Annotated in this window: 18 protein-coding genes; 11 read left to right on the top strand and 7 right to left on the bottom strand. The window is 74.2% G+C overall.

Annotated features, from left to right (window positions below):
* Positions 1-70 precede the first annotated feature (70 nt).
* The 3 genes from IRY44_RS00595 to IRY44_RS30545 form a co-directional block, all read right to left on the bottom strand.
* Positions 71-484 (bottom strand): HIT family protein, encoded by a 414-nt coding sequence (locus IRY44_RS00595; protein ID WP_194798529.1) that lies wholly within the window; start codon positions 482-484, stop codon positions 71-73.
* A 121-nt stretch (positions 485-605) separates the two neighbouring features.
* Positions 606-968: a hypothetical protein gene (locus tag IRY44_RS00590; RefSeq protein ID WP_269696151.1), complete on the bottom strand. Its 363-nt coding sequence runs from the start codon at positions 966-968 to the stop codon at positions 606-608.
* On the bottom strand, positions 938-1,186 hold the full coding sequence (locus tag IRY44_RS30545; protein ID WP_228531232.1) for a hypothetical protein: 249 nt from the start codon (positions 1,184-1,186) through the stop codon (positions 938-940). The genes IRY44_RS00590 and IRY44_RS30545 overlap by 31 nt, the downstream gene beginning before the upstream one ends.
* Positions 1,187-1,281: 95 nt before the next feature.
* Here IRY44_RS30545 and IRY44_RS00585 point away from each other — a divergent pair, with 95 nt between their 5' ends.
* The 4 genes from IRY44_RS00585 to ilvA all read left to right on the top strand — a co-directional run bounded on the left by IRY44_RS00585 (position 1,282) and on the right by ilvA (position 6,024).
* On the top strand, positions 1,282-2,424 hold the full coding sequence (locus IRY44_RS00585) for a cystathionine gamma-synthase (RefSeq protein ID WP_194798528.1): 1,143 nt from the start codon (positions 1,282-1,284) through the stop codon (positions 2,422-2,424).
* Between the two features lie 16 nt (positions 2,425-2,440).
* Positions 2,441-3,853: an amidase gene (locus IRY44_RS00580; RefSeq protein WP_194798527.1), complete on the top strand. Its 1,413-nt coding sequence runs from the start codon at positions 2,441-2,443 to the stop codon at positions 3,851-3,853.
* 147 nt (positions 3,854-4,000) lie between these two features.
* The gene (locus tag IRY44_RS00575; RefSeq protein ID WP_370584810.1) at positions 4,001-4,807 is read left to right on the top strand and encodes a DUF4328 domain-containing protein; all 807 of its coding nucleotides are present in this window, start codon (positions 4,001-4,003) and stop codon (positions 4,805-4,807) included.
* Positions 4,804-6,024, top strand: a complete 1,221-nt coding sequence (gene ilvA / locus IRY44_RS00570; RefSeq protein ID WP_194798525.1) for a threonine ammonia-lyase — start codon at positions 4,804-4,806, stop codon at positions 6,022-6,024. Before IRY44_RS00575 ends, ilvA begins: the two co-directional genes overlap by 4 nt.
* A 171-nt stretch (positions 6,025-6,195) precedes the next feature.
* On the opposite strand, the gene greA is transcribed toward ilvA, so the two are convergent.
* Together greA and IRY44_RS00560 are read right to left on the bottom strand one after the other, a co-directional pair.
* Positions 6,196-6,696 (bottom strand): transcription elongation factor GreA, encoded by a 501-nt coding sequence (gene greA / locus IRY44_RS00565; RefSeq protein ID WP_013284133.1) that lies wholly within the window; start codon positions 6,694-6,696, stop codon positions 6,196-6,198.
* 145 nt (positions 6,697-6,841) lie between these two features.
* A complete protein-coding gene (locus tag IRY44_RS00560; RefSeq protein WP_194798524.1) occupies positions 6,842-7,276 on the bottom strand; it encodes a DUF4307 domain-containing protein in 435 nt (144 codons plus the stop codon).
* A gap of 244 nt (positions 7,277-7,520) precedes the next feature.
* On the opposite strand from IRY44_RS00560, the gene mca reads away from it, so the two are divergent.
* The 7 genes from mca (at position 7,521) to purE (ending at position 16,290) form a co-directional block, all read left to right on the top strand.
* Positions 7,521-8,402 carry a mycothiol conjugate amidase Mca gene (gene mca, locus IRY44_RS00555; RefSeq protein ID WP_135243394.1) on the top strand — a complete coding sequence of 294 codons (882 nt, stop codon included), beginning with the start codon at positions 7,521-7,523 and terminating at the stop codon, positions 8,400-8,402.
* Positions 8,403-8,450: 48 nt separating this feature from the next.
* Positions 8,451-8,735, top strand: a complete 285-nt coding sequence (locus IRY44_RS00550; RefSeq protein ID WP_194798523.1) for a hypothetical protein — start codon at positions 8,451-8,453, stop codon at positions 8,733-8,735.
* Between the two features lie 216 nt (positions 8,736-8,951).
* Positions 8,952-11,447: a bifunctional diguanylate cyclase/phosphodiesterase gene (locus tag IRY44_RS00545; RefSeq protein ID WP_194798951.1), complete on the top strand. Its 2,496-nt coding sequence runs from the start codon at positions 8,952-8,954 to the stop codon at positions 11,445-11,447.
* A gap of 111 nt (positions 11,448-11,558) precedes the next feature.
* Positions 11,559-12,455 carry a hypothetical protein gene (locus IRY44_RS00540; RefSeq protein WP_194798522.1) on the top strand — a complete coding sequence of 299 codons (897 nt, stop codon included), beginning with the start codon at positions 11,559-11,561 and terminating at the stop codon, positions 12,453-12,455.
* An 85-nt stretch (positions 12,456-12,540) separates the two neighbouring features.
* On the top strand, positions 12,541-14,577 hold the full coding sequence (locus tag IRY44_RS00535) for a thioredoxin domain-containing protein (RefSeq protein ID WP_194798521.1): 2,037 nt from the start codon (positions 12,541-12,543) through the stop codon (positions 14,575-14,577).
* A 64-nt stretch (positions 14,578-14,641) separates the two neighbouring features.
* Positions 14,642-15,799 carry a 5-(carboxyamino)imidazole ribonucleotide synthase gene (locus tag IRY44_RS00530; protein ID WP_194798520.1) on the top strand — a complete coding sequence of 386 codons (1,158 nt, stop codon included), beginning with the start codon at positions 14,642-14,644 and terminating at the stop codon, positions 15,797-15,799.
* Positions 15,799-16,290: a 5-(carboxyamino)imidazole ribonucleotide mutase gene (gene purE / locus IRY44_RS00525; RefSeq protein ID WP_194798519.1), complete on the top strand. Its 492-nt coding sequence runs from the start codon at positions 15,799-15,801 to the stop codon at positions 16,288-16,290. The genes IRY44_RS00530 and purE overlap by 1 nt, the downstream gene beginning before the upstream one ends.
* Positions 16,291-16,581: 291 nt before the next feature.
* On the opposite strand, the gene IRY44_RS00520 is transcribed toward purE, so the two are convergent.
* The gene (locus IRY44_RS00520; protein WP_194798518.1) at positions 16,582-21,495 is read right to left on the bottom strand and encodes an SCO7613 C-terminal domain-containing membrane protein; all 4,914 of its coding nucleotides are present in this window, start codon (positions 21,493-21,495) and stop codon (positions 16,582-16,584) included.
* A 161-nt stretch (positions 21,496-21,656) separates the two neighbouring features.
* Complete coding sequence (locus IRY44_RS00515; protein WP_013284143.1) at positions 21,657-23,084, bottom strand: UDP-glucose/GDP-mannose dehydrogenase family protein; 1,428 nt, start codon at positions 23,082-23,084, stop codon at positions 21,657-21,659.
* Positions 23,085-23,162 lie beyond the last annotated feature (78 nt).

Genomic DNA, 23,162 nt, shown 5'->3' with positions numbered 1-23,162 from the left:
ACTCCTCTCTTGGCTTTCCCAGCGTGTGCAACAGCGTCGCCCCCCGGTTCCTTACCCGCCCACGCTCCCGTCAGGCCAGCGCCGCCGAGATCCGCCCGGCGAACGTCTCGGCCTCGGCGTCGTCGGCGTACCGGGTACGCGGCCAGAAGAAGCCGCGCAGCCCGTCGCCCTTCGTCCTGGGAACCACGTGGGCGTGCAGGTGCGGTACGGACTGGGACACCCGGTTGTTCATCGCCACGAACGTCCCACCGGCGTCCATGCCGGTCTCCACGGCCACGGCGATCCGCTGCACCAGCCGGAAGTAGCCGGGCAGCGCGTCGGCCGGCAGGTCGGCCAGGGTGACCAGGTGGGTACGGGGCACCACGAGCACGTGCCCCTTGAACACCGGGCGGGTGTCCAGGAAAGCGACCCCGTCCGGCTCGTCGGTTACCCGGAAGGCCGGCACCTCGCCCGCCACGATCCCGCAGAACATGCACCCGCTCATCCGACCACCCTAGGCCCGGCCCGGCCACCCCACCTCCGGGCGAGCGTTGATCATGAGGTTGGCTGCGACAAATCGGACCGTCGGCACCGCTAACCTCATGATCGGCGCGAAACCGGGCGGGTCAGGAGCGGTCCAGGTAGGCGTCCCAGTCGTCTTCGGGGATGCCAGTCGGGCCGGTCTCGCCGTTGGCGAGGCGCGCCCGGATGTCCGCCTCCCATCGCAGCGCCCATCCGCGCAACTCGTCGACCTGTTGCTCGGTGAGCCCGTACGAACGGAAGGTCCGGCCGTCCCGCTCCGTCACACCACCCAGCCGGTCGGCCAGTTCGTCCAACGAGAAGCCGGCGGTGTGACGGGCGCCGAGGTGCTCCAACTCCGACCAGGTGAGCCGCTCGGAGGCCGCGCGGACGTCGATGTAGTCCCGGTGGGCGGCTCGGTCGTGCAGCGCGCGGACCTTCAGCCCCACCGCGTCCTCGAAGGCCAGCACCGGGCCCCGAGGCGATCCGTCACGGCGTCGAGCGGCAGCGCGGCGGCCGTGGCGAAGTCGATGTCCTGGGAGGGCCGGTCGACCAGGTCGTGGGCGCACATGGCATAGCCGCCGGCGAGCATCAACCCTAGGTCGTCACCGGCAGCGAGACCCAGCGAGGCCGGGATCCGGTCGGCGACGCCGTGCAGGCGAGAGGGGAGCGCCTCGGTCGAACTCACCGGACCAGTATGGCCGACCGCCCCGACACCTTCGCGCTTGTGACTCGCACCGGGTTGCCGGGAGCGGGACCGGGCGGGGGACTAACGTCTGCGGCATGAGCCACGGCTTCGAGACACTCGCCATCCACGCCGGTCAGGACCCGGAGGCCCGCACCGGTGCGGTGATCCCGCCGATCTACCAGACCAGCACGTACGCCCAGGACGCCGTCGGCGCGCCCCGCGAGGGCTACGAGTACAGCCGCTCCGGCAACCCGACGCGCGACGCGCTCCAGGAGTGCCTGGCCGCGCTGGAGGGCGGCCCGGTGGCGCTCGCCTTCGCCAGCGGCCTGGCCGCCGAGGACACGCTGCTGCGGACCGTCTGCAAGCCGGGCGACCACGTGGTGATCCCGGACGACGCGTACGGCGGCACGTACCGGCTGTTCGCCAAGGTGGCCGAGCGCTGGGGCCTGGCGTACACCCCGGCGAAGGTCTCCGACCCGGACGCCGTGCGGGCCGCGATCCGTCCCGGCGCGACAAAGATCGTGTGGGTGGAGACGCCGACCAACCCGCTGCTCGGCATCGCCGACATCGCCGCGCTCGCCGCGGTGGCGCACGACGCCGGCGCGCTGCTGGTGGTCGACAACACGTTCGCCTCGCCGTACCTCCAGCAGCCGATCGCGTTCGGCGCGGACGTGGTGGTGCACTCCACCACCAAGTACGTCGGCGGACACTCCGACGTGGTCGGCGGCGCGCTCGTCGCGGCGGACCGCGCGCTCGGCGAGGAGCTGCGCTACCACCAGAACGCGATGGGCGCGGTCAACGGGCCGTTCGACGCCTGGCTCACGCTGCGCGGCATCAAGACCCTCGGGGTACGGATGGACCGGCACTGCGACAACGCCGAGCGGATCGCGGCCTACCTGGACGGACACGCCAAGGTCGCCCAGGTCGTCTACCCGGGCCTGCCCTCGCACCCCGGCCACGAGGTGGCCGCCAAGCAGATGCGCCGGTTCGGCGGCATGATCTCGTTCCGCGCGGCGGGCGGCGAGGAGCACGCCGTCCAGATCTGCAACCGGGCCCGGTTGTTCGTGCTCGCCGAGTCGCTCGGCGGCGTCGAGTCCCTGATCGAGCACCCGGGCCGGATGACACACGCAAGCGCTGCGGGCTCGCCGCTTGAAGTTCCCGGCGATCTCGTGCGACTGTCTGTCGGCATCGAGACGGTCGACGACCTGCTCGCCGATCTGGAGCAGGCCCTGGGCTGACCGCTGGTTGGGGAGGGTGGCAGTGCCGGACATCTTGCCGACGACCTGGGTCGGGACGACCGCGAAACAGATCGCCCGGGCGGTACGCCGTGGCGACGTCTCCGCCACCCAGGTCGTCGCCGACCACCTGGACCACGTCGCCCGGGTGGATCCCGAGCTGGGCGCGTTCCGCGCGGTGCGCGGCGGTGAGGCGATCACCGAGGCGGAGAAGGTCGACGAGCAGGAGGAACTGGCGAACCTGCCGCTCGCCGGGGTGCCGGTGGCGGTCAAGGAGAACACGCCGGTGGCCGGCCTGCCCACCTGGAACGGGTCGGCCGCGATGCGTACGCCGGTGGCGGAGGCCGACCACGAGGTGGTCCGGCGGCTGCGCGGCGCGGGCGCTGTCATCCTCGGTGTGACCCGGATGCCGGAGCTGGGCCTGTGGGCGCTCACCGACGACGACACCGCTGTCACCCGCAACCCGTGGGATCCGGCGCGTACCCCCGGTGGTTCGTCCGGCGGCGCGGCCGCCGCGGTGGCCGCCGGGCTGGTGCCGATGGCCCACGGCAACGACGGTCTCGGGTCGATCCGCATCCCGGCGGCCTGCTGCGGCCTGGTCGGGCTCAAGCCCGGCCGGGGCGTGGTGCCCTGCCAGCTCGGCGCGGACGACTGGTTCGGCCTCACCGAGCACGGCATGCTGACCAGCACCGTCGCCGACGCGGTGGTGGGTTTCTCGGTGCTGGCCGGCCGCCGGCCGGACAAGCTGGTCCCGCCGGAGCGGCTGCGGGTGGGCGTCTCGCTGCGCTCGCCGGTGCGTGGCGTCTCGCCGGACGCGCCGAACCGGGACGCGGTCGCCGCCGCCGGCCGGCTGCTGGCCGCCGCCGGTCACGACACCGTGCCCGCCGATCCGGTCTACCCGACCCGGCTCGGCCTCCAGGGCATCGCCACCTGGTTCGCGGCGGCCGCCGCCGACGTGCGCGCCGCCGGGGTGGCGCCGCGTCAGCTCCAGCGCCGCAGTCGCCGGCACGTCACGCTCGGCGAGTGGGCGCAGCGCCGGGGGTACGTGCGGGAGGCCGACCGGGCCGCCTGGCGCGAACGGTCGGTGCACTTCTTCGCGGACAACTCGATCGACCTGCTGCTCACCCCGGCGCTGGCCGGGCCCCCGCCGGAGGCCGCCGGGTGGTCGGGCCGCTCCTGGCTGGCGAACATGTCGACCAACATCAGGTACGCCCCGTACGCGGCGCCGTGGAACATCGCCGGGCTCCCGTCGATAGTGGTGCCGGTCGGCCGCCGCCCGGACGGCCTGCCGGTGGGCGTGCAGTTCGTCGGCCCGCCCGGCTCCGAACTGCTGTTGCTCGGCGTGGCCGGCCAGTTCGAGATGCAGGCGCCGTGGGCCCGGCACGCACCCGGCTATCCCCGGGTCGGAACGGGGTCGCCGGCCACCGCGTGATCGTCTAGCGTGTGCGCACCCTGTCGCGCACACCACCTCGGACGGTCCCCGATGAACTGCCAGACCTGCGGGGACCCCACGTCCCCGGCCTATGAGGAGTGCCGGCGCTGCGGCACCCGAGTCGGTCAGCCCGCCGTGAGTCCCGGCGTGCCCACGTACGGCGTGCGCGGCCTGGCCGTGGCCGGCGCGTTCGCGGTCGGTGCCGCCACCGTGTGCTACCTGCTCACCGCCCTGTTCCCGCTCGTGGGTGTGCAGATGGCCCGCTCGGCCGCCGAGCAGCTCGACCGGGACGTGCTGCTCGGCGCGGTGCTGGCCGAGGTGCTGTTCTCGCTGCCGTACCTGCTCGCCCTGCTGACCGCCGGGACGCTCGTGGTGATCTGGACCTGGCGGGCGCGCAAGAACCTGGACGCGTTCCCGGGCGCGGTGCCGAACCTGAGCCCGGCGTGGGCCATCGCCGGGTGGCTGGTGCCGCTGGCCAACTTCGTCGTCCCCGCCCGGGTGCTCGCCGACCTGCTCCGCAACAGCGTGTGGCAGCGCCGCCAGTCGTGGCTGGTCGGGGTGTGGTGGGTGAGCTGGCTGGTGTTCCTGATCGGTGACCGGTTCGTCGCGCGGGCCGAGCAGCAGCGCTACGACCGGCTGACCGAGCTGCCCCGCAACGACGCGGAGTTCGCCACGTACGTGCGCTTCTACGAGGACGCGCTCGCACCCCGGCTGGTGCCGGCGGTGGCCTGCCTGGTCGCCGGGATCGCGTTCGTCGTGCTGATCCGCCGGATCTCCGCCGCCCAGCAGGACCGGCTCTCCCGGGCCGTGCCCGCGTGGCCCGGCCCGCCGGGCTGGCCCGGTCAGCCCGCCTGGCCCGGCCGACCGGGCCGGCCCGCGCCCGCCGCGCCGATGCCGGTTGCGCCGACGTCGCCGCAGGTTCCGCCTGCCCCGGGTGGCACGATCGGGGCATGACGGAACTGGTCGGCCTCGCCGACGTACAGGCCGCGCGGGAGCTGCTCGCCGGTGTCACTCGTACCACCCCGCTGGAGCCGTCCCGGCCGCTCAGCGCCGCGCTCGGCGGGCCGGTCTGGCTCAAGTGCGAGAACCTCCAGCGCGCCGGGTCGTACAAGGTGCGCGGCGCGTACGTGCGGATCTCCCGGCTCTCGGCCGAGGAGCGGGCCCGCGGTGTGGTCGCGGCGAGCGCCGGCAACCACGCCCAGGGGGTGGCGCTCGCCGCCGGGCTGGTCGGCGCGCACGCCACCGTCTTCATGCCGGTGAACGCGCCGCTGCCGAAGGTCGCCGCGACGAAGGGGTACGGCGCGCAGATCGAGCTGGTCGGCAACACGGTGGACGAGTCGCTCGTCGCGGCGCAGACGTTCGCCGAGCGGACCGGGGCGGTGTTCATCCACCCGTTCGACCACGCCGACGTCATCGCCGGGCAGGGCACCGTGGCGCTGGAGATCCTCGAACAGTGCCCGGAGGTGCGCACCATCGTGACCGGGGTGGGCGGCGGCGGGCTCGTCTCGGGCATGGCGGTGGCGGCCAAGGCGCTGCGTCCCGACGTACGCGTGATCGGGGTCCAGGCGGCGAGCGCCGCCGCCTTCCCGCCCTCGCTGCGGGCCGGCGAGCCGCTGCGGCTGCCCTCGTTCGCGACGATCGCCGACGGCATCGCCGTGGGCCGTCCGGGCGAGCTGACCTTCACCCATGTCCGCAAGCTGGTCGACGACGTGGTCACGGTCTCGGAGGAGGACATCTCCCGGGCGCTGCTGATGCTGCTGGAACGCGGCAAGCAGGTGGTCGAGCCGGCCGGCGCGGTCGGCGTGGCGGCGCTGCTGGCCGGCGCGGTGGAGGTGACCGCGCCGGTCGTCGCGGTGCTCTCCGGCGGCAACATCGACCCGCTGCTCATGCTCCGGGTGATCGAGCACGGCCTGGCGGCGGCGGGGCGGTTCCTGCGCATCACCGTGCGCTGCACGGACCGGCCCGGCCAGCTCGCCTCCCTGCTCGGCGAGATCGCCGAGCACCGGGCCAACGTGGTGGACGTGGTGCACCAGCGCGCCAACCCGCACCTGCGCCTCGGCGAGGTGGAGGTGGCCCTGTCCGTGGAGACCCGCGGGGTGGAGCACTCGGACACGCTGATCAGCGCGCTGCGGGCCAGCGGCTACCAGGTGGTCTTCACCGGCGAGGGCTGAGCCCCCGGCGGCACGGGCGCCCGCAGCGGATCGCGAACGTCACAGCCGAACGCGAACGCCCCGGCCGGATGATCCGGTCGGGGCGTTCGGGTGTGCGGCTCGGGTCCGAGGAGGGCCTGTCAGCCTCGGTCGGGTTCGGGACCCGAGCCATCCGGCGCGGGTCCGGAGGGGTCAGCCGCTGTACGGCTCGAAGGAGACGATGGTCACCTTGATATCGGCGCCGCTGGGCGCCGTGTAGGTGCAGGTCTGCCCCGCCTTGCCGCCGAGGATGGCCTTGCCGAGCGCGGACTCGGGGCTGTAGACCGTCAGGTCGGTGGTGGAGGCGATCTCCCGGGAGCCGAGCAGGAAGGTCTCGCTGTCGTCGGCGTCGTCGTCGAAGTAGATCTTCACGACCATGCCCGGCGACACCGCGTCGGTGTCCGGTGCCTCGCCGACCTTGGCGGTGCGCAGCAGCTCCTTGAGGTAGAGAATGCGGCCCTCGGCCTTGCCCTGCTCCTCGCGGGCGGCGTGGTAGCCGCCGTTCTCCCGCAGGTCGCCCTCCTCGCGCCGGGCGTTGATCTCGGCGGCGATGACCGGCCGGTTGGCGATCAGCTCGTCGAGCTCGGCCTGCAGACGGTCGTAGGCGTCCTGGGACAGCCAGGTGGCGGGCGCCTCGTTTCCATTTGTGGACACAGGCGGTCTCCTCGATTGGTGCGGACTGGCTGACAGGTGAACTTGCAAGGCTACCAGTGCGGGTCGCGTCGAGGTGTGATCAATCACCCCGGGTGCCGGCGGCGGGACCGGGGTGCGGTGGCCGGCGACTCGCCGGCGGCCCGGCTCAGCCGGCGGGCCGGCAGCGCAGGACCTCGCCGATGAACGGCCGGGCGCTCGTGGGCACCTCCTGCCGGGTCCGGATGTGGCGCTGGCCGGGCTCCGCGGTCACGGTGGCCTCGGCGCTGCCCACCTGGGCCCCGTCGTGGGAGCGGGCCCGCAGCAGACAGGTGGCGGAGCCGCCCGGCGGCACGGTGACCCGGAAGTCGACGATCACCCGGGAGTCGGTGATGTCGGAGTAGCTGATCATCTCGCCCTGGTACTCCGGGTCGCCGTACTGGTAGTAGAGCTTCGCCGCGCCCAGCCCGAGGACGGCGAGCATGACCGTCACCGTCAGGGCGAGCAGGACCGGCCGGCGGCGCCCCGGCTCCCGGCGGCGGCCGTAGCGGCCCGGCGGGAAGACCGGTGCCTTCGCGGCGACTGTGGCGTGCGTCTCGCTCACCGGCGGGTATCTCCTGGCGTTGTTGTCGGCGGCATCGGCAAGAATGGCTAGGTCCATCTTCCCAGCCCGGCGCTGAGTCAAGGATGGCAGGTCGGCCTGGACCGGCGGGCGTGGCCCTGGCCACTCCGGTGGCGGCCCCCCGACCGGCCGTCACGGGGGCTTTCGCGGGCGCGGGGGGAGATTCCGGCAGGTCAGCCGGTCGGCCCGGAGGCCGGTCGGCGGGCACAGACGAGGAGCGCCGAAGGTGGCAGAACAACTGCGTCTCATGGCGGTGCACGCCCATCCCGACGACGAGTCGAGCAAGGGCGCCGCCACCATGGCGAAATACGTCGCCGAGGGAGTGGACGTCCTGGTCGTCACCGCCACCGGTGGCGAGCGGGGCAGTGTGCTCAACCCCAAGATGGACCGCCCCGACGTCTGGGCGAACATCGGTGACATCCGGCGGGCCGAGATGGACGCCGCCCGGGCCATCCTCGGCGTCGAGCAGGCGTGGCTCGGCTTCGTCGACTCCGGGCTGCCCGAGGGCGACCCGCTGCCGCCGCTGCCGGAGGGCTGCTTCGCCCTCCAGGACGTGGACGTCGCCGCCGCGCCGCTGGTGCGCCTGATGCGGCAGTTCCGGCCGCATGTCGTCACCACCTACGACGAGGAGGGCGGCTACCCGCACCCCGACCACATCATGACCCACAAGGTCACCGTGGCGGCGTTCGACGCGGCCGGTGACCCGGACCGCCACCCCGAGCTGGGCGAGCCGTGGCAGCCGCTGAAGCTCTACTACGACGTGGGCTTCTCCCGCGCCAAGATCATGAGCCTGCACGAGGCGGTGCTCGCCGCCGGGCTCGAGTCGCCGTACGGCGAGTGGATGAAGCGCTGGGACGAGCGCCCCGACAAGGGCGCCCGGATCACCACCCGGGTCGAGTGCGCCGACTACTTCCCGGTCCGCGACGACGCGCTGCGCGCGCACGCCACCCAGATCGACCCGGACGGCTTCTGGTTCCAGGTGCCGATGGAACTGCAGAAGCGCGCCTGGCCGACGGAGGACTTCCAACTCGCCCGCTCGCTGGTCGACAGCCCGCTGCCCGAGTCCGACCTGTTCGCCGGCGTACGAGAGGCGTGCCGTGCCCACTGACCCGGCCGGGGTCTACCCTGGTGCTCAGTCGCACATCGGAGGAACACCATGCTGACCACCGTCGAGGTGCTCGCGCAGAACAACTTCGGTGACACCCGTACGGGTGGTCTGGCCGGTCCGATGGGCCTCTTCCTCATCGTCGCGCTGGCCACCGTCACCGTCCTGCTGATCCGCAACATGAACGCCCGGCTGCGCCGGCTGCCCGACCGCTTCCCGCAGCAGGGCACCCCGGGCCGGGCCGATTCCGCAGTCGCCGATCCGACAGACGGGCTCGTCGAGCAGGATTCACCGACGAACGCCCCCAACGGCTCCCAGCAGGGTCGCAACAGCTGAACACCGCGTGAATCACGTCGAAGCCGGTCGCCGCCCCCTGTTGCGGCCACCGGCTTTGGCTTAGCCTTCCGCCGGGGGGACCGTCAGGCCCCGGACCCTGCGCGGAAGGGGGACGCCGATGTCGATGGCAGCACCGGCCCCCGACCATGCCCCGGCCCGACGCGTCGACGGGGCGGCCCCGTGACCACCGAGCCGGCCGACCGTTCCCCCGACCGGATCGGCCTGCGCGGGACACCGGTGGGCGTCGTCCTGCTCACCGTCGCGGTCGCGCTGACCGGTCTGCTCGCCGCCGTGCTGGGCCTCACCGTCCCGTCGCACCTGCCGGCCGACGACTCGCTCCCGGGTGCGGCCCGGTTCGGCATCGCCGCTGCCGCGTTCGCGGTGGCCCAGCTCGCCCGGCTGCGCTTCCGCAGCGCTTCGGGCATGGTGAGCATCACCTGGGGCGAGGCCGCACTCGTGGTCTGCCTCTGGCTGGTGCCTGCCGGCTGGCTCCCGGCCGCCGCCCTGCTGGGCGTGGGCACCTCCTGGACCGTGATGTCGCTGGTCTCCGACCGTCGTCCCGCGCTGGAACTGGTGGGGATCGCCGGTTCGCTCACCGCCGCCACCGCGCTCGCCGCCGCCGTGGCCACCGCGCTCGGCCCGCCGCTGCTCGCCGCGCCCACGCCGGAGCTGGCGCTCACGCTCAGCGCCGCCGCGGTGACGTACCTGCTCACCACAGCCTTCCTGGGTGCTGTCACGCTCGCCCTGCGGCACGGCATCGCGATCGGGCCGCCGCTGCTCGCCGCGTTGCGCGGCAAGCTGCTCATGTTCGTCGGCAACGTGGCGGTCGGCCTGGTGGTCGTCGCGCTGCTCGAACTCGACGCGCGCTGGCTGCTGCTCCTGCCGCCGCCGCTGTGGCTGCTCCAGCAGACGTACCGCCACCGGCTCCGCGCCGACCAGGAGCGGCGTACGTGGCGGGCGTTCGCCGAGGCCACCGCCGCACTCAACCAGCTCGACGAGCGCGGCGTGGCGACCGCGGCGGTGACCGGCGCGCTCACCCTGTTCGGCGCGGAACTGGTCGAGGTCGACGTGGCCCGGGGCGAGGGCCGCTGGCGCCGCTACCGGGCCGACCGCGGCGGGCAGGTACGCGACCGGGAGGTGGAACCGTCGGCCGGCGCCGAGGCGGGGGAGCACGAGCTGGTGCGCCGCCTCGTGGTTGGCTCCGCCGACGTCGGCCGCCTGCGGGTGCGCTTCGCCCGGTCCGCCCCGCCGAGCGCCCGGGAACGCGACGGCGTGGCGGCCTTCGGGGACGCGCTGGCCGCCGCCCTGCACGACGCCGCCACGCACCGGGAGCTGCGGCTGGTCACCGCCCGCTCGTCGTACGACGCGGTGCACGACCAGCTCACCGGGCTGCTCAACCGGGCGGCGCTGCTCGCCAAGGGGGACCAGGCGCTGCGGCAGCGCGCCCACGACCACCCGGTGGCACTGCTGCTGCTCGACGTGAACCAGTTCAAGGAGGTCAACGACACGCTCGGGCACTCGGCGGGCGACCAGCTGCTGCGGCTCACCTCCAACCGGCTCGCCGCGCTGACCCGGCCGGGTGACCTGCTCGGGCGCCTCGGCGGCGACGAGTTCGCGCTGCTGCTGACCTCGGTGCCGCTGGTCGAGGAGCGGACCGCCCCGCTGGCGTACGCGCTGCGCCAGGCCCGGGAGGTCGCCGAGCGCCTCGCCGCGCCGACCGAGGTGGCGGGGGTGCGGATGTCCGTCGAGGTGGCGGTGGGCGTCGTGGTGGCCGACGCGGGCGCGGCCGACCTGACCGAGTTGCTGCGGCGCGCCGACATCGCCATGTACCAGGCGAAGGAGGGCGGCGGCAGCGTCGCCGCGTACGACAGCTCCCGCGACGCGGCGAGCACCGACCACCTGGCGCTGCTCGCGGAGATGCGGGAGGCGCTGGCCGCCGACGACCAGCTGGTGCTCGCGTTGCAGCCGGCGGTGGACCTGGCGACCGGCGCGCCGACCGGGGTGGAGGCGCTGATCCGGTGGCGGCATCCGCGCCGGGGCTGGCTCGGCCCGGCCGACTTCATCCGCCCGGTGGAGAACAGCGAGCAGCTCGGCAGCTTCACCCGGTACGTGCTGGACAAGGCGCTGGCGGTCGCCGCCGGGTGGGCGCGGGACGGGCTGGACATCCCGATCTCGGTGAACCTGTCCGCGCGCAGCCTGCTCGACCCGCGGCTGCCCGCGGAGATCGACGAGGCACTGCGCCGTCACCAGGTGCCGCCGCACCGGCTGGTCCTGGAGATCACCGAGACGGTGGTGATGAGTGAGCTGGAGGTCATCGACGAGGTGCTGGCCACGCTGCGGGGCATGGGCGTGCAGCTCGCCGTGGACGACTTCGGCACCGGGTTCTCGTCGCTGACGTTCCTCACCCGGATCGCGGTGGACGAGTTGAAGGTGGACCGCTCGTTCGTGCTCCGGATGGCTGACTCGCCGGAGGCGGCGGCGATCGTCCGGACCACAGTGGGGCTGGCCCACGAGCTGGGGCTGCGGGTGGTGGCCGAGGGCGTGGAGACGGCCGAGCAGCGCACCGCGCTGGCCGAGCTGGGCTGTACCGCCGCCCAGGGCTACCACTTCTTCAAGCCGATGCCGGCCGACAAGATCTCCGCGGTGCTCGGATCACTGCGCGACGCCGCCCGCGGCAACGTCTTCCCGCTGCGCGCGGACGGCGCCTCCTGACCCGTCCGTCCGCCGTGGACGGGGCAGCGGAGAACGCCCGGCCGGTCCTACGCTGCTGGCACGGCGGGTGCGGCAGGCGTACCCGCTGACGTCCACACGGGGAGGACGACGATGAGACGTTCCTGGCGACGGATTCTGCTCGCCTCGACCTTGGCGCTGACCACCGGCGCTGCCGGCCTGGTCATGTCCGCGCCGGCTCAGGCCCGGCCGGCGGAGTCCTGGTCGTTCGCCGTGACCGGCGAGCCGGGTGATCCGATCACCGCCGGCAACTCCTACTCCTACAGCTCCGCGGCACCGACGCCCGGCGACGAGATGAACGCGTGGGGCCACGACCAGCAGCACTTCGGGATGGAGTTCTGGAGCGACGCCGACAACACCTGGCGTCTGGGCATCTCCGCCCCGGCCGGTCAGACGCTGAAGGCGGGTGACACCTACCAGAACGTCAGCCAGCCGGTCTACGGGAGCGACGCGGCCAGCCTGCAGCTCTACAACGGCGGATGGGGGCGCTCCTGCGCGCAGAGCATCGGTTCGTTCACGGTCCTGCACGCCGACTGGGGCCCGTTCGACTACGTCGAGCGCTTCGACGCCACCTTCGAGATCCGGTGCGAGGGCGCGACCGGCGGCCTGCGGGGCGAGATCCACATCGGCAACCCGCCGCCGCTGCCGGCACTCGACGTCACACTGACCGTCGACCCGGTGGCGACGGTGGACAACAAGGGCATCGCCACCGTCCGCGGTTCGATCACCTGCACCCGGGCGGACTCCTTCTCCATCGCGGGCGAGCTGGTCCAGGAGCAGAAGAAGGCGGGCATGGTGCGCGGCTACTTCTCACCCCACATCCCGTGCGTTCCGGGCCAGGTGGTGCCCTGGTCGGCCACCACCTACCCGGCCGACGTCAAGTTCCAGCGCGGCACCGCCCAGGCGGTCAGCGAGATCCTGGTCCGCGACTTCGAGTACTGGAACGAGTTCACCGTGCGGGACACCTCGACGCTCACCCTGACCCGGTGAGAGGGCGGCCGGGCCGGGACCACGACCCCGGCCCGGCCGCCGCACTCGCGCCGCACCGGCTCCGCGCGCTCGCTAAGGTCGGGTGGTGAACCGACTCGCCGAGGCCACGTCGCCCTACCTGCTCCAGCACGCCGACAACCCGGTCGACTGGTGGCCCTGGTGCGACGAGGCGTTCGCCGAGGCGAAACGGCGCGACGTGCCGGTTCTGATCTCGGTCGGCTACGCGGCCTGCCACTGGTGCCACGTGATGGCCCACGAGTCGTTCGAGAACGAGGCAGTGGCCCGGCTGATGAACGACGACTTCGTCTGCGTCAAGGTCGACCGCGAGGAGCGTCCCGACGTCGACGCGGTCTACATGACCGCCACCCAGGCGATGACCGGGCAGGGCGGCTGGCCGATGACCGTCTTCGCCACGCCGGACGGCACCCCGTTCTTCTGCGGCACGTACTTCCCCCGCGCCAACTTCATCCGGCTGCTCGGCTCGGTCGCCACCGCCTGGCGCGACCAGCGCGAGGCCGTGCTGCGGCAGGGCGCCGCCGTGGTCGAGGCGATCGGCGGCGCGCAGGCAGTCGGTGGCGTGACGGCCCCGCTCACCGCCGATCTGCTCGACGCCGCCGCGAGCCGGCTCGCCGGGGAGTACGACGAGACGAACGGCGGTTTCGGCGGCGCACCGAAGTTCCCGCCGCACATGAACCTGCTCTTCCTGCTCCGGCACCACCAGCGCACCGGCTCGGCGCGCAGCCTGGAGATCGCCCGGCACACCTGCGAGGCGATGGCCCGCGGCGGCCTCAACGACCAGCTCGCCGGTGGGTTCGCCCGCTACTCGGTGGACGGCCACTGGACCGTGCCGCACTTCGAGAAGATGCTCTACGACAACGCGCTGCTGCTGCGGGTCTACACCCAGATGTGGCGGCTCACCGGCGACCGGCTGGCCCGCCGGGTGGCCCGCGACACCGCCCGGTTCCTCGCCGACGAGCTGCACCGCGCCGGTGAGGGCTTCGCCTCCGCGCTCGACGCGGACACCGAGGGCGTCGAGGGGCTCACCTACGTCTGGACGCCCGGCCAGCTCGTCGAGGTGCTGGGGGCCGACGACGGCCGGTTCGCCGCGGACCTGTTCGGGGTGACCGCCGACGGCACGTTCGAGCACGGCACCAGCGTGCTGCGGCTGGCCCGGGACGTCGACGACGCCGACCCGGCGGTGCGGGCCCGCTGGCAGGACGTGGTGGGCCGGCTGCTGGCCGCCCGCGACACCCGCCCCCAGCCGGCCCGCGACGACAAGGTGGTGGCCGCGTGGAACGGGCTCGCGATCACCGCCATCGCGGAGTTCCAGCAGGTCGCCGCGCTGCTCGTGTCGCCCGACGACGAGGACGCGAACCTGATGGACGGCGTGCTGATCGTCTCCGACGGCGCGATGCGGGACGCCGCCGAGCACCTGGCCACCGTGCACCTGGTGGACGGCCGGCTGCGCCGGGTCTCCCGGGACAAGGTCGTGGGTCAGCCGGCCGGGGTGCTGGAGGACTACGGCTGCGTCGCCGAGGCGTTCTGCGCGATGCACCAGCTCATCGGCGAGGGGCGGTGGCTGACGCTGGCCGGTGAGCTGCTCGACGTGGCGCTGGCCCGGTTCGCCGGCCCGGACGGCGCGTTCTACGACACCGCCGACGACGCCGAGCGCCTGGTCACCCGGCCCGCCGACCCGACCGACAACGCGACCCCGTCGGGCCGGTCGGCGATCGTCGCGGCGCTCGTTGCGTACGCGGCGCTGACAGGCGAGACCCGCTACCGGGAGGCGGCCGAGAAGACGCTGTCGACGGTCGCGCCGATCGTCGACCGGCACGCCCGGTTCACCGGGTACGCGGCAACCGTCGGCGAGGCGCTGTTGTCCGGGCCGTACGAGATCGCGGTGGCGACCGGCGACCCGGAGGGCGACCCGCTGGTGGCCGCGGCGCGGCGTCACGCCCCGCCCGGCGCGGTGGTGGTGGCCGGCGCCCCGGACCAGCCCGGCGTGCCGCTGCTGGCCGGGCGGCCGTTCGTCGACGGGAAGCCCGCCGCCTACGTCTGCCGGGGCTTCGTCTGCCAGCGGCCGGTGACCGGCGTCGAGGAGCTGATCGCGCAGCTCGGCTGAGCGGAGTGGGCCGGACCGCCCTCACGGTCCGGCCCGGCACCGGCCCTTATAGGCTGGCGGCGCTATGGACTCCCGTACCGGTCTCCCCGTCGTGGGCATGGTGGGTGGCGGCCAGCTGGCCCGGATGACCCACCAGGCCGCCATCGCTCTCGGCCAGTCGCTGCGCGTGCTGGCGCTCGCCCCGGACGACGGTGCCGCGCTGGTCGCCGCCGACGTCCAGTACGGCGACCACACCGACCTGGCCGCGCTGCGGACGTTCGCCAAGGGCTGCGACGTGGTCACCTTCGACCACGAGCACGTCCCCAACGAGCACATCCGCGCCCTGACCGACGAGGGCGTGAAGCTGTTCCCGCCGGCCGAGGCGCTGGTGCACGCGCAGGACAAGCGGGTGATGCGGGAACGGCTCGGTGAGCTGGGCGCGCCGAACCCGGCCTGGCGTCCGGTCGAGTCCCCGGCCGACCTGATCGCCTTCGGCGAGGAGACCGGCTGGCCGGTGGTGCTCAAGGCCGCCCGTGGCGGCTACGACGGGCGCGGCGTCTGGATGGTCGACGACGCCGGTCAGGCCGGTGAGCTGGCCGCCACGCTGCTCGCCGGTGGCACCCCGCTGCTGGTCGAGGAGCGGGTGGCGCTGCGCCGGGAACTGGCCGTGCAGGTCGCGCGTTCGCCGTTCGGGCAGGTCGCCGCGTACCCGGTGGTGGAGACGGTGCAGCGCGACGGCATCTGCGTCGAGGTGCTGGCGCCCGCGCCCGACCTGCCGGAGGAGCAGGCCGTGGCCGCGCAACAGCTCGCCATCGACCTGGCGACGGCGCTCGGCGTGGTCGGCCTGCTCGCGGTGGAACTGTTCGACACGCCGTCCGGGCTGGTCGTCAACGAGCTGGCGATGCGGCCGCACAACTCCGGGCACTGGACCATCGAGGGGGCCCGGACCTCGCAGTTCGAGCAGCACCTGCGGGCGGTGCTCGACTACCCGATGGGGGACACGTCGCTGACCGCGCCGGTCGTGGTGATGGCGAACGTGCTCGGCGGCGAGCCGGGCGGCATCTCCATCGACGAGCGGCTGCACCACCTGTTCGCCGCCGAGCCCGGGGCCAAGGTCCACCTGTACGGCAAGCAGGTCCGCCCGGGCCGCAAGATCGGGCACGTCACGGTGCTCGGCAACGACCTTGAAGACGTACGGGCCCGGGCCGCGCGCGCCGCCCGCTGGCTCCAGGAGGGGCACTGATGAGCACCGTCGGGCTGATCATGGGCAGCGACTCGGACTGGCCGGTCATGAAGGCCGCCGCCGAGGCGCTCGACGAGTTCGGCGTGCCGTACGAGGTGGGTGTGGTCTCGGCGCACCGCACCCCGGTCAAGATGATCGAGTACGGCCGGGCCGCCGCCGACCGTGGCGTGCAGGTGATCATCGCGGGCGCGGGCGGGGCGGCTCACCTGCCCGGCATGGTCGCCTCGGTCACCCCGCTGCCGGTGATCGGCGTCCCGGTGCCGTTGAAGTACCTCGACGGCATGGACTCGCTGCTGTCGATCGTGCAGATGCCGGCCGGCGTGCCGGTCGCCACCGTGTCGATCGGCAACGCCCGCAACGCCGGCCTGCTCGCGGTACGCATCCTGGGCGCCTCGGATCCGGTGCTGCGCGACAGGATGGCCGCCTACCAGGCGAGCCTGGAGGACCTGGTCGCGGAGAAGGACGCCGCACTGCGCGCCTCCCTGATCTGACCGTCTCGTCACTCTCTGTTCCACAGGCGCCCGGTCGCTCAGCGTGACGGCCGGGTCGACGGGTGTCTGTGCCCTCCGCCGACTTTGCTCTGCAGCCATCGGCGCAGCATGGCCCTGACCTGCGCTCCGACCTCGCGCCGCCAAACGGCTCGGCTGCAGCCGTCGTCACGGCTGGTGACTGTCGCCTCCGTGGGTGCAGAGCAAAGGCGGCAGAGGGCCGGCATCCCCGCCGCAGCTCGTCGACACGGAGCGTGACCTGTTCCGCGACGGGTCAGGCCGGCCGGGACCGGCTCACCGCATCCCGCGCAGGGCGGTCTGCAGGCGCTCCTGGGCGCGGCGACGCCGCTCGTTGCTCGCGCCCAGCGCCAGCAGGACGATGCCGACCGGGATCAGCACCAGCCACGGGCCCAGGCTGAACAACGCGTGCACGGCCGCGATCGCGGTCACCGTCGCCCCGACGATCACCGGCGCCTGCTGCCGGCTGGTCGAGCCGAAGATCAGCACCGCGACGGCGCCGAGCAGCAGCAGCACCTGGCGCAGCATGCTGGATTCGGTCGCGATCACGATCGCCAGCGTGGGCAGGAACGCGGTGACCAGCGCCGGCCCGTACGCCACCCAGCTCGACAGGTCGGGCCGGTGCCGCAGTTGCAGGACGCCGACCAGCAGGGCGAGCGCGGCGAACGGCAGCGTGTACGCCTCCGGCAGCGCCACGTCGGCCACCCGCATCAGGATCCACCAGGCGCTGATCTCGCAGGCCACCACCGCCCAGAACAGCAGATTGCGTTCCATCGGGCGGCGTCCCGGACGGCTCGCCGCCACCCCGAGGACCGCACCCCAGGCGGCGAGCAGCGCGGCGATGTGCCGGGGCGAGTCGTACGCCAGCGCCAGCGCGATGAGCGCCGCCCCGTAGCCGCTCCACTCGACGGTGGCCGCCTCCCGGTACGCCTCGGGACGGCGCAGCCGGGGCAGCGTGGCGGCGAACACCTGCAACGCCGCGCCGACAGCGAGCACCCCGAACGCGGACCAGACAGCAGCCAGCCCGGACTTGAGGCCGATCGTGAGTACGAACAGCTGCGCCATCACCGAGCCGAACAACCAGCCCAGGATGCGCGCCCGCTGGGTGGTGCCGAACAATGCGGCGACGGCGCCCACGCCGACCGCCCCGCCGAGCGTGAACACGGTCAGGTCGCTCGTGGCGAGGCTGCCGGCCAGCCCGGCGCCACCGGCGGCCAGCCCGAGCGCGAAGACCAGCACCCGGGCCACCCGGATCGACCGGCCCGGCTCGGCGATCGCCGGCGGCGGGGTGAGCGCCAGCCCGAGCATCGAGATGGTGAACACCGCCAGCGCGGCCAGCGCGGTCACCGGCCAGCCCTTGCCGAGCGCCACCGGCGTGATCAGCAGCGTGATCGCCGCCCCGGGCAGGATCACCGGCACCGCCCGGGACCGCCGGCCGCCGCTGAAGCCGGTGGCGGCGAGCGCCGCGGTCACCGTCAGAAGCAGCGCGGTGAGCACGTGCGTGGGGTCGACCGCATCCGGCGGCGGGGTCAGCAGCTCCGGCGGCGGCCCCTGCCACACCCGGCGCAGCACCGCGAACGGCGAGAACAAGGCCACCACGAGCGAGGGCGCGAGGGTGGCCAGGGCCAGCGCGGTGGGCAGCGCCGCGGCGGCGAGCGCACCGGCGGCCGGGCTGACCCGCCAACGCAGCTCGGGATCGTCCGGGGCGCGCCGTAGCGCCCCGTTGAGCAGCACGGTCCAGCGGCGTACCGGCCGGCCCGAACCGGCGGGCGGGACGGTGGCCGCCCGGATCAGCTCGGCGAGCACACCGAGCAGCGCGGCGGCGGCGGCGAAGACGCCCGCCGGCAGGCCGACCGCGAGCGCCGCGGCGGCGGTCACGGTGGCCGCGCCGACCACCGCGACGCTGGCGTACGGGAGATATTGCGGCACCTGCCGTCGTACCGCCGCGATCGCGGCCAGACCGATGCTGGCGGCGGCGAGCGCGGCGGTGAGCACCACCTGTGGTGGGCGGCCGTACTCGACTGCCAGCGCGGCCACCGCGCCCGGCAGCGCGAGCAGTGCGGCTCCGGCACCCGCGCCGCCCACCTGCACCAGGTGCGGCGGCATGCCCTCGGTGCGAACGTCGTCGACGAGCGACGGCGCGACCGTCCGGGCCACGGCGGCCACCGTGGCGCCGATCAGCGCGATGCTGCCCAGCGCCAGCGCGGTGGTCCACGGCCGCACCAGCCCGGCCCCGGCGGCGTGCAGCGCCACCACCCCGGCCACAGTGGCCCGGGACAGTGCGGCCCGGGGATCGGCCGACGCGGCGGCCGCCATGCCGTAGACGGTGGCCACCATGCAGCCGACCAGCACCGGGGACCACCAGGGCAGGTCGAACGCGGCCGGGGCGCCCACAGTGGCGAGCACGGCGGCCAGCCCGGAGACGTCGTACTTCCACGGCGGCGGCAGCAGGATCGCCGCGGTCACCCCCAGCAGCGCCAGCGCCACCGGGGCCTGCCAGGTCGATCCGCCGGTCGGTGCGGCCGGCCAGCCGGTCAGGTCACCGGCCCAGATCGGGCCGGGCGTGGCCAGCACGCCGAGCCCGCCGCGCAACGCGCTCCAGGCGGCGATCAGGCCGATCAGCGTGCCACCGGCGGCGATGCCGAGGATCGGGCCGCGCCGCCACTCCTCGGGTAGTGCCCGGGCGGCCACCGCCACCAGCAGTACCAGCGCGGAGGCCACCACGAGCTGACCGCCGGGGGCGAGCACCGCGGCGATCCGGGCCAGCGTGGCGACGAGCGCCACTGTGGTGGCGGCGAGCGCCAGGTCGGACCCGTCGAGGGACATGTCCGCGCGGCGCCCGGCGTCGATGCGCGGGGCGAGCGCCAGCAGCGCGGCGGCGACCAGGAGCAGGCTGCCCACCCAGGCGTCGGCCGAGGTCGCACCAGGCGCACCGAACGCGGCGGCGGCGACCGCCACCGCGCCGAGCACCGTACCGAGCGCGTGCGGCATGCTCAGGTGCCGCTGCGCCACCTGCACCAGGGCGGCATAGCCGAGCGTGACGCAGACGGCGAGGAAGCTCGCCGCGAGGATCGGCACGGTGATCTCGCGCAGGTTCGCCGGTGTGGCGACCGGCGGCGTCGGCACCGTGGCCGCCACGAACGCGGCGACGGCACCGGGCAGGGCGAACGCCGCGCCACCGGCGGCCCAGGAGCAGACCGTCTCCGTCGCGGCGGCGGCGAGCCGGACCCGCGGGGCGAGGGACACCAGCGCCCCGGCCAGGAACAGCACCGTCAGCGCGGCGGCGGTGAGCGCCGGGCGGGCGAGCGAAGCGCCCGCGCCGATCAGGCCCAGCCCGGCCGCCGTCACCGCGTGCGCCACAGCGGACCGTTCGGTACGCGCGGTCAGCCCGAGCACGCCGACCGCTACTGCTGTGAGCAGCATCGGCCAGCAGGCCGCCGCCCAGCCCAGACCGAGCGACGCGGGTACGGCGAGGGCGGTGAGAGCCGCGCCGACCACAGCGAACTCGCGCCGGATCTCGGCCGGCAGCGCGATCACGGCGGCGATCGTGAGCAGCAACGCGCTGGCCGCGAGCTGCCAGCCGGTCGGGCCGACCGCCCGGGCCAGCTCGGCGTGCCATCCGCTCAGATCCGCCGACCAGGCCGGCAGGGCGGCCCGGACCGGGGCCAGCCCGGCGCGCAGCGCGCCACCGGCGACCACCAGGCCGCTGACCGTGAGCGCCACCGCGGAGGCGATCTGCGGCCCACGCCGGGCCGTCTCCGGTACGGCCCGGACGGCGAGCCCGGTCAGCGCGATGACGGCGGAGATGAGCAGCAGGGACCGGCCGGGCAGGGCCACCGAGGCGACCCGGCCGAGCGCGCCGATGACCGCCAGCGTGAGGATGCCGGCGCCCACGTCCGGCAGCGGCGGCCGACGCAGGACGAGCGTCCCGGCCAGCGCGACCAGGGCGGCGAGGAGCAACGTCGCGCCCGCGGCGGCGGCCGGCGGCACCGTGGCGGCGCGCAGGAGGCCGGTGACCGCGTACGCCAGCGCGAACGCGACCGCCACGCCGTGCAGCAGCCAGGTCAGCTCGGGCAGCCAGGGCACCGGCCGGGCGGTGGCGGTGGCGGCCGGACCCGGCGGCGTCTCACCGCCCAGCACCTCGGCGGACTCCTCCGGCGCCGACTCGGGCCGGACGTCGTCGGCGCGCTGCCGGGGCGGGACCGGCGGTGCCGGCTCGGTGACCGGCAGGTCCTGCCGGACCGGCCGCTCGCGTACCACCGCTGAGCGGGCCAGCGCCAGGTCGAGCACCGCCACCACGGTGAGCACCAGCGCCCAGCCGACCGGCCCGGTGATCCGCTCGTACGCGAGCAGCGGCAGCACCGGCTGGGCGGCCAGCACCGTGGCGAAGCGTGGCGCGCGCAGACCCGTCCCGTACGCGTACCCGAGAGCGACGAGCGTGGTGACCAGGAAGATCGTCCCGGCGAACGCGGCACCTGATCCGTCGCCGCCGATCCGGTCGACGGCCCACAGCGCGTACCCGGCCAGCGGCACCAGCAGCAACCCGACCGCGGCGATGGTCTCGGCGGTGGAGGTGAGCCCGCGCCGGGCCAGCACCGGCGGGGCGAGCAACATCAGCGCCGTCGCCACCAGCAGCACGCCGAGGCGGGCCAGCGCGTCCATCGAGCTGGTGGCGACCGCGGCGAAGACCACCGCGGCGACGCCGAGCAGGAGCGCGCCCAGCCCGAGCGGGATGTTCTGCACCTCGCGCGAGGACGCCTCGGGCGGGTGCTCCGGGTCGTCCGCGTCGAGCCAGCGCGGGCGGCCGCGCGGCGGCGACGGGGGCAGGTCCTCCGGCGGGCCGGGCGGCGGGGTGCCCTGGCGGGGCACCCGGGGCGGCGCGCCGGTGGCCGCGGTGGGCGGGCGGCGGCCGGGCCGGCGGCGCAGGACCCGGCGCGGCCGGGTGGCCTGCCGGATCCGTTCCTCACCGGCGTGCGCCAGGATGTCCCGCTGGAAGAGTGCGGCCTGCATCTTGGCGGCGATCTGCCGCTGTTCCCGGGCGATCTCGGCGTCGCGGGCCTTCATCTCGGCGATCGAGCGCTCGATGTCGGCCAGGTGCTCGGCCCACTGCGGCTGGTGCGCGCCGCAGTGCGGGCAGACGACGGCGGGCTTGATGTCCTGCCCGCACGAGGCGCACCTGAAGCTCTCCACGACAGTCTCCCGTCCGCCCGTGCCCCCGCACTGTGGACCTCCCAGAGGCAGCATGCCTTGAGTGGGCCGGGATTTCGACAGTTGCCGCCGCGTTCCGGACAACAAAAACGGACCGGCCGCCGGGAGACGATCCCCGGCGGCCGGTCCGCGCGCTCAGCGGATCAGGGGCGGCCCATGCCGCGGTACTCCCAGCCGGCCTGAGTCCACAGTGTGGAGTCGAGGCAGTTGCGCCCGTCGACCACCTTGCGGCCGTTCGCCAGCTCGCCCAGGGCCACCGGGTCGGCGTTGCGGAACTCGGCCCACTCGGTGAGCACGCAGACCAGGTCGGCGCCGCGGACGGCGTCGTTCATCGTCTCCTCGTACGTCAGCTCGGGCACCGCCCGGCGCGCGTTCTCGACCCCCTGCGGATCGAACACGTGCACGTCGGCGCCGGCCTTGCCGAGCAGCGAGGCGACCGCGAGCGCCGGCGCGTCGCGTACGTCGTCGGTGTTGGGTTTGAACGTGGCGCCGAGCACCGCGACCCGCGTGCCGGACAGGTCCGGGCCGGCCGGCCCGGAGCGGCGGCCGAGCAGCTCGGCGGCGAGCTGCACGACGCGGCTGCGGCGGCGCTGGTTGATCAGGTCGACCTCGTGCAGGAAGCGCAGGGCCTCACCGGCGCCCAGTTCCTGCGCGCGGGCCTGGAAGGCGCGGATGTCCTTGGGCAGGCAGGCGCCGCCGAAGCCGAGCCCGGCCTGGAGGAACCGGTTGCCGATGCGCGGGTCGTAGCCGATCGAGCGGGCGAGCTGGGTGACGTCGCCGCCGGCCGCCTCGCAGACCTCGGCCATCGCGTTGATGAAGGAGATCTTGGTGGCGAGGAACGCGTTCGCGGCGACCTTGACCAGCTCGGCGGTCGCAAAGTCGGTGACCACCAGCGGCACCTCGCGGTCCTCGGTGGCGGCCAGGTCGAAGACGCCCTTGTGGGCGGCGAACAGCATGCCGTTTGCCCACTCGCTCTTGACCCCGACCACGATCCGGTTCGGACGCAGCACGTCGTCGACGGCGAAGCCCTCCTGGAGGAACTCGGGGCTCCACGCCACCTCGACGCCGAGGTCGGCCGGGGTGTGCTTGCCGACGAGCTGCTCCACCCATTCGGCGGTGCCCACCGGCACGGTGGACTTGCCGACGATCAGCGCCTTGCGGGTCAGGTGCTGGGCGAGGCTGGTCACCGACGCCTCGACGTACGACAGGTCGGCGCCCATCCCGTCGGCCCGTTGCGGGGTGCCGACGCAGATGAAGTGGACGTCGCCGAAGTCGGCGGTCTCCTGGATGTCGGTGCTGAACCGCAGCCGGCCGGCGGCGAGGTTGCGCCGCAGCAGCTCGTCGAGGCCCGGCTCGTGGATCGGCACCTCGCCGGCGTTCAGTTTGGCGATCTTGTCGGCGTCCACGTCGAAGCCGAGCACCTCGTAGCCCAGCTCCGCATAGCAGATGGCGTAGGTCGCACCGAGGTAGCCGGTGCCGAGGAACGTCACCCGCGGGCGGGCGGCGCCGGACGGCGGGGTCACCGCGGCGATGGCGGGCATCGGCTGGGTGTTCGGGTACGGAATCGTCACGCCTGTCTTCTCCGCTCGCACTGGCGGCGCTTCCACGCGTCGCATTCTGCTGGGGCGCCGAGGCCGGGCACCGAGGGA

Source organism: Micromonospora sp. ANENR4 (assembly GCF_015354395.1).
In the GTDB taxonomy this organism is placed as follows: Bacteria; Actinomycetota; Actinomycetes; order Mycobacteriales; family Micromonosporaceae; genus Micromonospora; species Micromonospora aurantiaca.
The sequence above is the reverse complement of the archived record's forward strand: the minus strand, read 5'-3'. Positions and strand labels throughout refer to the sequence as shown.